At 54.0% G+C, this 12,570-nt stretch carries 8 protein-coding genes; 6 read left to right on the top strand and 2 right to left on the bottom strand.

Annotated features, from left to right (window positions below; genetic code table 11):
* Positions 1–39 precede the first annotated feature (39 nt).
* Together ACTJJ1_RS10350 and ACTJJ1_RS10355 are read right to left on the bottom strand one after the other, a co-directional pair.
* Complete coding sequence (locus ACTJJ1_RS10350; protein WP_440833482.1) at positions 40–1,305, bottom strand: MFS transporter; 1,266 nt, start codon at positions 1,303–1,305, stop codon at positions 40–42.
* Positions 1,306–1,481: 176 nt separating this feature from the next.
* Positions 1,482–4,601: a beta-galactosidase gene (locus tag ACTJJ1_RS10355; protein ID WP_440833483.1), complete on the bottom strand. Its 3,120-nt coding sequence runs from the start codon at positions 4,599–4,601 to the stop codon at positions 1,482–1,484.
* 390 nt (positions 4,602–4,991) lie between these two features.
* Between ACTJJ1_RS10355 and ACTJJ1_RS10360 the strand changes: the two genes are divergently transcribed.
* From ACTJJ1_RS10360 to ACTJJ1_RS10385, 6 genes are all read left to right on the top strand, one after another.
* Entirely contained in the window at positions 4,992–6,056 is a 1,065-nt protein-coding gene (locus tag ACTJJ1_RS10360; RefSeq protein WP_006326443.1) for a LacI family DNA-binding transcriptional regulator, read from the top strand.
* A gap of 119 nt (positions 6,057–6,175) precedes the next feature.
* Positions 6,176–6,751 carry a TetR/AcrR family transcriptional regulator gene (locus ACTJJ1_RS10365; RefSeq protein WP_325986774.1) on the top strand — a complete coding sequence of 192 codons (576 nt, stop codon included), beginning with the start codon at positions 6,176–6,178 and terminating at the stop codon, positions 6,749–6,751.
* Positions 6,752–7,040: 289 nt separating this feature from the next.
* Positions 7,041–8,108, top strand: coding sequence for an iron-containing redox enzyme family protein (locus ACTJJ1_RS10370; RefSeq protein WP_122288545.1), 1,068 nt, complete (start codon positions 7,041–7,043; stop codon positions 8,106–8,108).
* Between the two features lie 223 nt (positions 8,109–8,331).
* A complete protein-coding gene (gene aepX, locus ACTJJ1_RS10375) occupies positions 8,332–9,201 on the top strand; it encodes a phosphoenolpyruvate mutase (RefSeq protein ID WP_004946681.1) in 870 nt (289 codons plus the stop codon).
* A gap of 47 nt (positions 9,202–9,248) precedes the next feature.
* On the top strand, positions 9,249–11,669 hold the full coding sequence (gene aepY, locus ACTJJ1_RS10380; protein WP_208904215.1) for a phosphonopyruvate decarboxylase: 2,421 nt from the start codon (positions 9,249–9,251) through the stop codon (positions 11,667–11,669).
* Positions 11,670–11,725: 56 nt separating this feature from the next.
* Positions 11,726–12,562, top strand: a complete 837-nt coding sequence (locus tag ACTJJ1_RS10385) for a phytanoyl-CoA dioxygenase family protein (protein ID WP_006326451.1) — start codon at positions 11,726–11,728, stop codon at positions 12,560–12,562.
* Positions 12,563–12,570: the final 8 nt, after the last annotated feature.

Genomic DNA, 12,570 nt, shown 5'->3' on the forward strand with positions numbered 1-12,570 from the left:
GCTTTTTGTCGGGCCGTTGCCTGTGCTTGCGGCAATGCGTTACGGCGTGGCGGTGTTAGCCTCCGCCGGTGCACGCAGGCCGCGCCCCGTCAGCGTGAAATAGGAAATGACGGTAAAGGTGGTGGTGATCAGGCCGAGGATCAGATAGGCCTGATGGAACCCCACAGAGTCATACATTCTGCCCACCCAGGCGGAAAGCACCACGCCCGAAAGCTGTTTGGACAAATTAAAGCCGATCAGGAACAAGGTTGCCGACACCCGGGGATCAAACACTGAGGAGATATATTTAAAGGTGCCCACCAGCAGGAACGGCAGCTCAAACATATGCAGCGTTTTCAGTAAAATCACTTCAATGCCGCTGCTGGCGAAGGACGAACCGATAATCCTCACCGACATGATGGCGCCGGCCACCAGCAGCGCATTTTTGGCGCCGATGCGGTTAATGATAAACGGGGCGCAAAACATAATGCAGGCATTCAATAACTCCCCGCCGGTGGTGACGAAACCGAAGATCTCGGTGCCCCTTTGGGGCGATGAAAAGAAGCCTTTGAAAAAGTTGGCGAATTGCTGATCGAACACGTCGTAAATACTGGCGACGCCAATCACGTATAACAAGAAGGCCCAAAAGCGCGGCATTTTCAACAGTTCCAACGCCATAGCCAGCGAGAACTCGCGCTGGTTCGCCCCCAGCTTGCCCATTACCTGCGCCGTCTGGTTCGGTTGCGGGCGGGATACAATCAACAAGACGGCCAGCACCACCCCGAACCCGGAGGCGATCCAGAAGGTAATGTTAGGGTTAATGCTGAACAGCAACCCGGTTATCGACGCGCAAATAGCCCAGCCCACGCAGCCGGAAACGCGAACCTTGCCGTATTCGAAACGGTTGGTGCGGCTGACGCGCTCAATATAGGCCTCCACGGCGCCCGCGCCGCCGGAGAATACAAACCCCAGGTAAAGGCCCCCCGCCAACGCGCCGGCATAAATATTGTATTGCAGCAAAGGCGCCAGCACGTAAATAAAGAACGGCGCGAATAAAATCAAAAGAATGACAATCGCCCAGATCAGGTGTTTGCGCAGGCCCAGCTTGTCGGAAATCAAACCGAAAGCCACCTGGAAAATAATGGCGAACAAGGCAATAAAAGAAAAAACCATCCCGGTTTCAGTTTTGGTGAGGTGATTGACATCCGAAAGCCATATCGGGAAAAAAGGGAAATACGCCGACATGATGAAATAGTAGAAAAAGAAGAAAAGCATAAAATAAATAAAGTTATGCCGTTCCTGTGCCGAGAGCTGAGTCAATTTCATAGTGTCACCTGGATTATTATTTTGTAATGGGGGAAATATACCCAAAATAATTGGAGTTGCGTCAAGGCGGCAAGGGAGCGCATCCCGATGAGCTTACTGTAGTAAGTGATTCGGGTAAGTGAGCGCAGCCAACACAGAGGCAGCTTCAAGTATGACGGGTATACCCCCCTCCACGCTTACTGATGCTTAACACTGACCTGATAACGCCACTGCGTTTCCTTTAACAACCACTCTTCATGCACGCTCGGCGTCCAGGAGTCATCGCCCCCCACGCCCATGTGCTGCGCGTCCAGGGTGATCCAGATACCGGGTTCGGCGCGCAACAGATGCCAATGGTCGACGTCCATCAACTGTTTGCTGCCGTAAGGCATGATGGAGAAATGGAATAATCCGTCGACGCGCCAGCCTCCCCAATTGAGCTCCTGGGTGTTGCAACGCAAGCCATTCTCCGTGGGGAATACGTACGGGGTGACCATCTCGCTCAACGGCAAGCGCCAGCGTGAGAAACAAGCACTTGTTTGGCGGTCAGGGTAGTTCTCATGCGGCCCCAACCCTAACCACTCCACGTCTGCCGCCGCCGGTGTGGCCTGGAAAACCATGCCGATGCGCGCCAGCGGCGGCAAATGGCCGGCGCGCTCCCCTTCGACGTTAATCTTCAGCGCGCCGTGGCCATCAATCATCATCTGCCAGTGGCTGACGATCAGCACCTCATCGCCATAGCGGTAATGGAAGGTGCTGCGGATCTCCACCCGGTCTTCGTCAGCCGCCGCCGTGCACTGGGTGCAGGTTCTCTGCATGGCATAAAGCCCGGCTTTTTTCCAGCGTTCCACCCAGGCGTTAGGGTCGATTCGTTCGACTTCACTGACCCCAATGTCGTTATCCAGCGGCGCACGAACAAACTGGTCGGTGAACGGGCTCATCAGCTTGTCTTCACCCGCCACCGTCCACTGCGTCAACAAACCGCTCTTGCGGTCGATAAACCATTGCTGTTCGCCATGCCGCACCCGATAACCCTCTTCATCAATCTGCAATTCAGGGCGAACGCCGGGTGTTGGCGCATCCGGCAACGCCAGCGCCGTCGGCAGCCGGAATTGTTGCCATGCGACGCGATGCCCGGCCGATGACCAGGCGGTGGCCTCCGGCTGGATAACTTCAAGGATCAGGGTGACATTGCGGGCATTCGCCGGCAAATCGATACGTTCCGCCAGGGTGACGACGGCATTGCCCTGCGGCGGGAGGTCCAACTCCACCTCACCCGACCGCCATTCGCGCCCATCCTGTTCAATGCGCCAGTGCAGCCTTTCATTGTCGGTACGGCGGAACAGGTATTCACTGCCGACGGCCACCTCGAGCGGCGCATGGCCCACCAACGAAAACTGGAAGAACTGCTGCGCCTGTTTGGCTTCATGGAGCGAAGGGTGTGGCGTGCGGTCGGCAAACACCAGGCCGTTCAGGCAGAACTGCCGGTCATTGGGCGTGTCGTTGAAGTCGCCGCCATAGGCCGGAGCAAGCAAGCCATTCCCATCGTCTTTAAGCAGCGATTGGTCGGCCCAGTCCCAGACAAACCCGCCCTGTAGCCGCGGATACTGACGAAACGCCCGCCAGTACTTATCAAAATCCCCCAGGCTGTTGCCCATCGCGTGGGCGTATTCGCACAGTATCAGCGGGCGGTTTTCGCCCGGCATGCCGACCCATTTTTTTATCGACCATTTTGGCACCCCAGGGATGAGTTGATCTTCATCCACCCGGGCATACATCGGGCAAAGGATATCCGTGGCCGCGCTGTTGGCCCCGCCGCCTTCGTACTGAACCGGCCGTGTGGGATCGCTGCTTTTGATCCAGCGATAAAGCGCATCATGCAAACTGCCATGCCCGGACTCATTGCCCAACGACCAGATGATGATGGAAGGATGGTTGCGGTTGCACTGCACCATGCGGGTCACGCGGGCGCTGTAAGCCGGGAACCAGCTCGGATCGTCACTCAGCCGCGCCATCGGCACCATACCGTGAGTTTCGATATTGGCCTCATCCACCACGTAAAGACCGTAGCGGTCACAGAGCTCGTACCAACGGGGATTGTTGGGGTAATGCGAACAGCGCACGGCATTAAAGTTGTTCTGCTTCATCAGCAGAATATCCTGAATCATGTCCTCTTCATTGATCGCCTGGCCGCGTTGCGGGTGGTGCTCATGCCGGTTGACGCCACGGATCAGCAGCGGCTTGCCGTTCACTTTCAGCAGCCCGTCCGTTATCTCTACGCGGCGAAAACCGGTGTCCGCCGCCTCGGCCTCAATCAGCTCCCCATCGGCGCCATAAAGCGCAATGACGGCGCGATAACAATGGGGTAACTCGGCACTCCATAAATCCGGCGCCTGCACCGGCAACGCAAAGGTCACCCGATCGGCATAAGCCCCCCGCTCGTCAATCGCCTCGGTGCCCAGCGGCTTGCGTTGGCCGGCGATTTTTTCGTCGCCTCGCCACAGGGATAACTCCACCTGCAGCCCCGCCGGCTGGGCTTTCCCCGCCGCGACATGCACCGAGGCCTGCAAGGTGCCGTGCCGATACTCCGTATCCAGCCCGGCGGCCAGTTGAAAATCGGTAAGATGGGTGTCCGGCTTGTGCAGCAATGACACCGAGCGGTAAATGCCGCTCATGCGCCACATGTCCTGATCCTCAAGCCAGGTCCCCGAACTCCAGCGCATCACCATCGCGCAGATACGGTTCCCACCGGCATGCAGCGCGTCGGTTAAATCGAACTCGGCCGGTAAACGGCTGTCCTGCGAATAGCCAATCCACACCCCATTGCAAAAAAGGTGGAACGCCGAGTTTACCCCGTTGAAGATGATTCGGGTTTTGCCAGCCTTCAGCCAGGCTTCAGGGATGTCAATTTCGCGCGAATAGCACCCCGTCGGGTTCTCCTGCGGCACAAAAGGCGGCTCGGTCGAGATCGGGTAGCGAACGTTGGTGTAGATAGGCGCATCATAGCCGTCCATCTGCCAGTTAGAAGGCACTGTTACGGCCCGGCTATCCGGGCCATCCGCCACTAACCAGCGCGGGTCCGCCGCCTCGGGGCGGTTCAGATAAACAAACTGCCATTCGCCATCCAGCGAAATGCGCCGATCGGAACGCCGGTTATCCCTGGCCTCTTCAAGCGCGCGCCAACTGCGAAATTGCGGGTGGGCGGGCAATCTGTTGAGGTGGGTGACGGCCGGGTTCTGCCAGTCCTGCCGGGCCAGCACCTGAGGGAGAACGCTGTCCGGCGGGTTATCGTTTACCGAATAAAGAGGCTGCTTCATAACAATCCTTACCTGCTGTCATAGGGATGTATAGCGCTATACATTTTAAAGCGAGTAAATACGATACACGCCCTGGCGGGCAATAAATTTGGTGGGTATATTTGAGGTCAATCACGCTATTTGTCGATTGTTTCCTATAATGTATTGCGCATGACATGAAATGTTTTTTTAATACATTTTCAGACAAAAGGGCACATTGCGGGCTAAATAACTGCGTTTAATACCGCGACACCCAAACTTGAGACGGGTGGGAGCATGCAGGTTAGCCGACCGTTGGCGCATGGACGCGCGATACGAGCCTCGATGGGCGGATTCACGGCGTGTCGGCGCTCTGCATGTTCCTCACCGGTAGCACTATTTAACGCCGCGCGTTATTGCGAGATTGAATTGATGAATAAACGGCAGGCAACGTTGGAAGACGTGGCAAAAGAGGCGGGAGTTTCCCAGCAAACCGTGTCGCGGGTGTTGAACAACCCGGATATCGTCTCCGAGCGCACGCGCAATAAGGTGCTGGGCGCGATGAATACGCTCAATTATGTGCCCAACCGCTCCGCACAGATCCTGGCCGGCAAAACCTTGCCGACATTTGGCTTGATCACCACCTCCCTTGCGCTGCACGCCCCTTCGCAAATCGCTTCATCGTTCAAGCACCATGCGGAATTGGTGGGGTATCAGGTGGCGATATCGATGTTGAAAACCGGGCAGTTGAACGTCCTGCAATCGGCGCTGAATGAATTTCGGGCGCAGAAGATCAACAGCGTGGTCATGAGCCTGCCGCTGGAAAAAGCGGATGCGGAAACCCTGGCGCGGGATAACCCGGACATACAGCAACTGTTTCTGGACGTGCCGCCCGCCGCAGAGGTCTGCCACCTTGGCTTTCTTCACAGCGACGGCACCGCCAGCAGCGTCGACCTGCTTCTGGAACTGGGGCACCGGAAATTCGGTTTGCTGGCCGGGCCGGAAAGCTCCATTTCGGCACGGCTGCGCCTGGCCTGTTGGCGCGACACCCTGTATCAGGCGGGCATTGCGGAGACGGATACCGAGTACGGCGACTGGAGCGCCAACAGCGGCTGGGTAAAAACCATGGAATTATTCGGCAGGCACCCGGATATCACGGCGATGCTGGTCGCCAGCGATCAGATGGCGTTAGGGGTCATCAGCGCGTTGCGGCAACTCAACAAGCGCATACCGCAGGACGTGTCCGTGATTGGCTATGATGATACCCCCGACAGCCAGTATTTCCACCCGGCCCTGACCACGGTGAGGCAGGACTTTGATCTAATAGGTAAACGTGCGGTCACCCATTTGTTGAGCATGGCGAATCAGCCGCAAGAGGCGTTTAACGATCTGTTGCCGACCACCCTGGTTATCCGGCAGTCCACCGGCAAACCCGAGGCTGCGGGTTCGGAAAACGCGCTTATCAGGCAACTGAAAGCACTGGTGCAACAACTTTAACAAAAGAACAAAAACCGGATGCAGGTTTTTTTGCATTGCATCACGGTCCCCCGTGCGGATACCTTTGTTTATAAATTGTGATATTATTATAAATATTTCGTTAGCTTTCAGGGGATATTATGACAACTAAAAAACAAATAATAATGAATGTCGCGGCGGAGTTATTTAATAAAGAAGGTTATCAAGCGGTGGGTATTGACAAGATCATTACCGAGGCGGGTATTTCCAAGCTGACGCTGTACCGCAACTTCGCTTCAAAAGATCAGTTAATCATTGAGGTATTAACCCAGCGTAAAGACGATTTCATAAAAAATATCACGGAGGTGATTGAAAACAATCTCACGCCGAAAGATAAACTCTTTTCATTATTCAATTTTTATCACACCTGGTTTAAAGACAAAAGCTTTCGCGGTTGTATGTTTACCAACTCATTGCTTGAGTTTGGCAACAAATCAAAAGAAATTTCCAGTATCAATAAAGAGATGAAAGACGCCCTGGTGGCGTTAATCACCGGCATTCTGTTTTCGCTGGTTAAAAAAGAACGAGCGCAACGCATCGCTTTCACCTTTGTCATACTGCTGGACGGCGCAATCATCTCGGAACTGACCTACGCCGACCGCAGTGAATACTCGCCGGCACTGATCGCCTGGGCAACGGCCAAAACCATCCTCGAAGCCGAAAACATCGTACTTTAACCTCCGCAACCTCCGCGCCCCCAATTTCGCACCTATGCCGCAGCAATGCGGCATTTTTATTGCCGGCCAATCCTACCGCCCCATTAATAAATTAATAATAATTAATGTGTACCGATCTGTTTCATTTTACAGAAAATGTGATTTAAATCACACGAAAAAACAAAGAAAGAAAAATAAAATTATATATTAATCAATGCAGTAAACAAAAATGAAACATTTTTGAAATATTAAATTTGAAAAACCAACCTGTTTACATTAGCTTTTATATCAGCAAATTTTATGGGGGTAAATGATGGATAGTTTAGATTTGGTAACTACTGAATTGACGCAAAGCCAACTGCTGTCCACCAGCCTGGATGAGTTCGTGGCAAGTCTGTTGCGAATGGAGGATTTGGATGCATTTTTTTGCCGTCATCCCACCCTGCCGGCAATACTCCTGGCCACCACAGAGACTGAACTGATCTCGGCCTATCACAGCACGGACATTGAGCACAGCCGCAAAGCCGTGCAAAAAACCTTATTTTGGTTGTACCAGACATTTTTAGCCGACCCGTTAAGCGCAGAAAGCAAAAACCAACACCACCCTGTGATGGTCACTATCAAACGAATGATAGAAAAAAAATGGTTGGCGCATGAGACGGAGCATTTCGCCGCATTGCCCAGCGCGACGAGCCCGCAACTGTTTACGGAAAGCCTGCGGAAACTCTGGTCACACCATCGCTCAGCGACGCACCCGCTCTACGAATTTTTGCAGCATGACGCGTCAAAAGCGCAAATGAACGCATTCTTCAAAAGCGACAGCGCATTGAATTTGCTGTTTTTTGATTTAATCGCCATGGCGATGGTGGGCGCACGTCTCGAGGTCCGAGGTGAGCTCAGTCGCAATATGTGGGATGAGTGCGGCGAAGGCAGCGACCACCATACTCATGTCAATTTGTACAAAGATTTGCTGATGCGCAATCACCTTGAGTTGCCGGAAGACAATTTTGCCGACACCCTGGACTGGCAAGGATTGAGCGGTTACAACCTGTTTATGTTGGGGGGCACCAACCGAGAACATTATTTCAAGCTGATCGGTGCCCTGGCCATTACGGAATTGCTGGATCCCAGCCAATACGAAAAACTGGTTTTGGGCAGTAAACGCCTTGGTTTTACCGAGCGGGATCTGCGCTACTACACCGAGCATATCGGGATTGATGTGATCCATGCGGAAGGCTGGTTGCAGCAAGTGATCACGCCAATTGTAGAGAAATCGCCGGCGGCAATGGCGGAAATATGGATTGGCGCGAATATGCGTCTTAACACGGTGGATAATTATTATAATCACCTGTTAAACAGCCTCGTTAATTTAAAGTAAGTCATTACAAAACAATAAAACGGACTCGCCTTCCTCAGTACAAAGGCAAAAATGATTACTCAGCGATTGCAGGTGCCTTTAACTATTCTCGTCATCCTTCACTATGACAAGCGCAGTCATTGGGTCTTATGCTTGCTTTGATTATTCTGATTAGTACCTGACACTTTCACTATGAAGAGCCATTGAACCATCACTGTATATCAATGTTAATTGAGGTAATGCTATGAGAAAAACATCGGCTTTAAAGAATATACTGCAAAAGAAAGAACTCTCTTTCCTGATGGAGGCCCATAATGCCATGAGCGCTAAAATAGCCGAAGAAAGCGGCTTTGAGGCATTATGGGCTTCCGGGCTATCTATTTCCGCCTCTATGGGGCTTAGCGACAGAAATGAAGCGTCCTGGACTCAGGTGATGGACGTTGTCGATTTTATGGTAGATAACACCGCCATCCCTATTTTATTAGATGGGGACACTGGCTTTGGCAACTTTAATAATGTCCGCCGCTTGGTTAAAAAACTGTCTCAGCGAGGCGTCGCCGGCGTGTGTCTGGAAGACAAATTATTCCCTAAAATAAACTCTTTTATTGGCGCAGGGCAGGATCTGGCTTCCATCAGTGAATTTTGCGGCAAAATACAAGCGGCGAAAGACAGCCAGTTGGACAGCGATTTTTGCGTGGTTGCCCGTGTGGAAGCGCTTATCAGCGGCTGCCCCATGGAAGAAGCGTTGAAACGCGCCGACGCCTACGCCAGTGCGGGAGCCGATGCGGTATTAATTCACTCCAAACAATCTGACGGTGCGGAGATCATGGACTTTTGCCGCCAATGGCAAAATGATTGCCCGATCGTTATCGTACCGACGAAATACTATAACACCGCTACCGATGCGTTCCGTGAAGTCGGTGTATCCACGGTTATCTGGGCTAATCATAGCCTGCGTGCTTCCATCGCCGCTATGCGCGCTATTACCCGAAATATTCGCCAACATAATAGCGTTGCACAGATTGAACGTGAAATTGCCTCTTTGGACGATGTGTTCAAACTCACCAACGAATATGAAGTACAACTGGCCGAACAAAAATACTTAACCCTTTAACGCGACAGTCAGCCGGTTTTTCTATTCATTCGTGAGGAAATGGTTAGATGATTAACGTCCGCGATTTTGTTAATGCATTGATTGAGCAAGGTACACACTATTTTACCGGTGTCCCCTGCTCTTATTTAACCCCGCTGATCAATGAAGTTATTGCTCGCGATGAAACCCACTACGTACTGGCCTCAAACGAGGGTGAGGCGCTGTCTCTGGCCTCCGGACTTTGGCTTGCCAATAAAACGGCCGTTGTCCTGTGTCAGAATTCCGGGTTGGGTAATCTGATAAACCCACTGACATCGCTTAACGAGCCTTTCTCGATTCCGGTCTTGTTGTTGGTGACCTGGCGTGGCCAGCCCGGTACCAAAGATGAACCGCAACACAGGTTGATGGGCGAGATCACGCCCGAATTGCTAAGCCTGGCGGGGGTCGAGTGGGCCGTGCTGCCCGACGACGAAACCGGAGCCTTGGCCAGCCTGCAGCACGCCTGCAATTATATTCAGGCAGAGCAGCGCCCTTATGCATTGGTTCTGACCGGCAATCAGTTTTGCGCCGCGCAATCTCCAATGCCTGAGCCGCAAACGGCGTATCCGCGCCGTGAAGAGGCGTTGGCAACGTTGCTGGCTCACGCTAATCCCGATGGCGTGATCATCGCTACGACCGGCAAAACCGGCCGAGAACTGTTTACGTTATCTGACCGCCCTGAACATTTTTATTGCGTCGGGTCGATGGGCTACGCCAGCGCAATCGCTCACGGCATTGCCTTGGGCTGCGCCAGCTTGCCGGTCTACGTGATCGACGGGGATGGCGCTGCGCTGATGCATCTGGGAAATTTTGCCGGCATCGGCGCCAGCAAGCCCGACAACCTGATACATATTATTTTGGATAACGGCAGCTACGACTCGACGGGAGCCCAACCCACCGCGTCCCCTGGCGTGGATTTTGTCGCCATGGCCTATGCGGCCGGCTATGCCCACGCACAGCATTGCAACGATTCCGACAGCTTCGCCAAAGCACTGCGTCAAACGGATATTGCCGGCCCCCGGCTGTTGCATGTTCCGATCGGCATCGGGTCGATGGCGCAGTTGGGCCGCCCGACGCTGTCGCCTTATAACGTCGCGCGCCGTCTGCAATCCCATCTGAAAACGATAGACCCCGCTTCACCGTTCGAAAAAACCATGGCAAATACCGTGCAGCTTCCCGAGGGGGGCCGCATTTCTCACTCAATCCCTACAACCGAGAACGGACTCATGAACATTCATGATACTACCCAACCGAACGCCCTCAATGCTGTTCTGACGGGCATGGATATTTATGCCTCAAAAGCCATTTCGCTGAAAGCGAAGGCCGATCCCTCCATTGCAAACCTGAGTTTTGGCGAGCCGGTTTTCGGTCCTCCAGAGCATCTGCTGAAGGCGATAGAACAGGAGGATTTGTCATTGTCGGCGTTTATGGACGCCTCAAAACGCTACGAGGATCCCCGAGGGAGCCTGGCTCTGCGTCAGGCAATTGCCGCCTGGTATCGCGATCGCTACGGCCTGCATTTCGATCCTGAGCGTGAAATCATGGTGACGCACGGTGGCGTGGAAGCCATCACGCTGGCTCTGCTTGTCACGACGTCGGCACAGGATAAAGTCGCCATCAGCGATCCCTCCTATATGCTCTATGCCCGCACGCTGAAGACGCTGGAACGCACTCCGCTGCGGATAACGCGCCCTGCCGGCAACCATGAGTATGCGGAAATGCTGGCGCAGGACGGCGCGCTGGAAGGGGTGAAGGCGATGATTGTCAACTCCCCGGAAAACCCGACCGGCTATGTCGCCAGCCCACAGGATTGGGCGGTGATTGGGGCACGTGCCGAGCGCAGCGGTTGCTGGATCATTCATGACGAAGTGTACGATGCCATGCACTTTGAACGCCCGCACCAACCGGCGCGCGCCATCGCCTCCCTGGCCAACAACTCCATTATTATCAACAGTTTTTCAAAAAAATTCGGTCTGCCTGGCCTGCGTATCGGCTGGATGATAGCCCCGCCGCAGGTTATCGAACAGGCTGCCAAAGCGCATGATTACCTCTATCTGGGCGTCAATATCCAATACGAGCGCATCGCACAGCGTTTGCTTAACGATGACGGCAAATTTGCCTGGCTGGAGGAAATGTCCTCCAACATCGCTCAGCGCTGTCATACCGCGCTGAATACTCTGACGGAAGAACGCGGGTATCGCTGGCCACGTAAACCGCTCGGTGCCATGTTCCTGTTCCCGGAAGTGAGCGGCGTCTACCAACGGATGCCTGAAAAATACCGACAACCGGGCCAGCATATCGGCGACGCCGTAGCGAATTACCTTTTGGAAGAACGCGGCGTTGCCGTTGTCCCCGGCTCGGTCTATGGCCCGCAGGGCAATAACCACATCCGGCTGGTGCTCTGCATGCCGGACGACGTTTTTAACCTGGCCATGAAACGCATGGTGTAACCCTGGATACACGGCGGCCGCCGCTGAGTGGCCGCCAAACGGATAAGGAGAAAGTGATGAACGCCTCACGTAACCATTTTCAACAGCAGGGTTTTGTCCATCTGGAAAAATCGCGGGCCAACCTCGATCTGAGCCGTATCGAATCCGCGCTGGCCGAAATCAGCCAACGCGCGCTATCGGCTTCAACCGACAACGTGCCGGGCCTGGTGGTGGTCACCGAAGCCGGCAATGCCGAACAACTGTGCCGTATCGAGTACCTTGCCGGCAGTTCGCCTTATTACGCGCAAGAACTGGTGCCCTGTCTGGCGCAATTGATAGAGCAGCACCTTGGCCAACCCGTCAACCTGTTCAAAGACAAATGCAATTTTAAACATCCCGGCGGTGGCGCGTTCACGCCCCATCAGGATATTACGGCCTATCGTCATTTCGCCTCAAATTACCAGGTGACCGCTGCCGTGCTGCTCGATGCCGCCGTGGAAGAAAACGGAGCGTTGGAAATCGCCACCCACTGGGACCTGACGCCAAAAGGCGCGCAACTGGTGAATACACCCCGAGGGATCCTGCCCCAGTTACCCAGCTATCAGGGGGGGCCGCGCAACGGGGATATCGACGACAGTCTCTGCGCAACCATGCGCTGGCAAAGGATCGATGCCGCCCCCGGCGACGTGATCTTGTTCGACTCTTATATTCCCCATCGCTCCAGCGAAAACCGCTCGTCCTCGACCCGGCGCATCCTGTTCTTTACTTTCAATCTGGCTAGCGAGGGGGATTTTTACCACCACTACTACCGGAGTAAATGGGCCACGCCGGACAATCCCATCTTTCACGTTTCCACCCCGACCTTGCATAGCGCCCGGCAAACCAACGCCGGCACAGTGCCTCAATCCCGTTGAACGGTGAC

It is taken from the genome of Serratia sp. 22264, from assembly GCF_052045345.1.
Taxonomy (GTDB): Bacteria; Pseudomonadota; Gammaproteobacteria; order Enterobacterales; family Enterobacteriaceae; genus Serratia; species Serratia plymuthica.

What these genes read in the sequence shown, in the direction of transcription:
- ACTJJ1_RS10350 (WP_440833482.1), bottom strand. Translation starts at nt 1,305, where the DNA reads ATGAAATTGACTCAGCTCTCGGCACAGGAACGGCATAACTTTATTTAT.
- ACTJJ1_RS10355 (WP_440833483.1), bottom strand. Translation starts at nt 4,601, where the DNA reads ATGAAGCAGCCTCTTTATTCGGTAAACGATAACCCGCCGGACAGCGTT.
- ACTJJ1_RS10360 (WP_006326443.1), top strand. Translation starts at nt 4,992, where the DNA reads ATGAATAAACGGCAGGCAACGTTGGAAGACGTGGCAAAAGAGGCGGGA.
- ACTJJ1_RS10365 (WP_325986774.1), top strand. Translation starts at nt 6,176, where the DNA reads ATGACAACTAAAAAACAAATAATAATGAATGTCGCGGCGGAGTTATTT.
- ACTJJ1_RS10370 (WP_122288545.1), top strand. Translation starts at nt 7,041, where the DNA reads ATGATGGATAGTTTAGATTTGGTAACTACTGAATTGACGCAAAGCCAA.
- aepX (WP_004946681.1), top strand. Translation starts at nt 8,332, where the DNA reads ATGAGAAAAACATCGGCTTTAAAGAATATACTGCAAAAGAAAGAACTC.
- aepY (WP_208904215.1), top strand. Translation starts at nt 9,249, where the DNA reads ATGATTAACGTCCGCGATTTTGTTAATGCATTGATTGAGCAAGGTACA.
- ACTJJ1_RS10385 (WP_006326451.1), top strand. Translation starts at nt 11,726, where the DNA reads ATGAACGCCTCACGTAACCATTTTCAACAGCAGGGTTTTGTCCATCTG.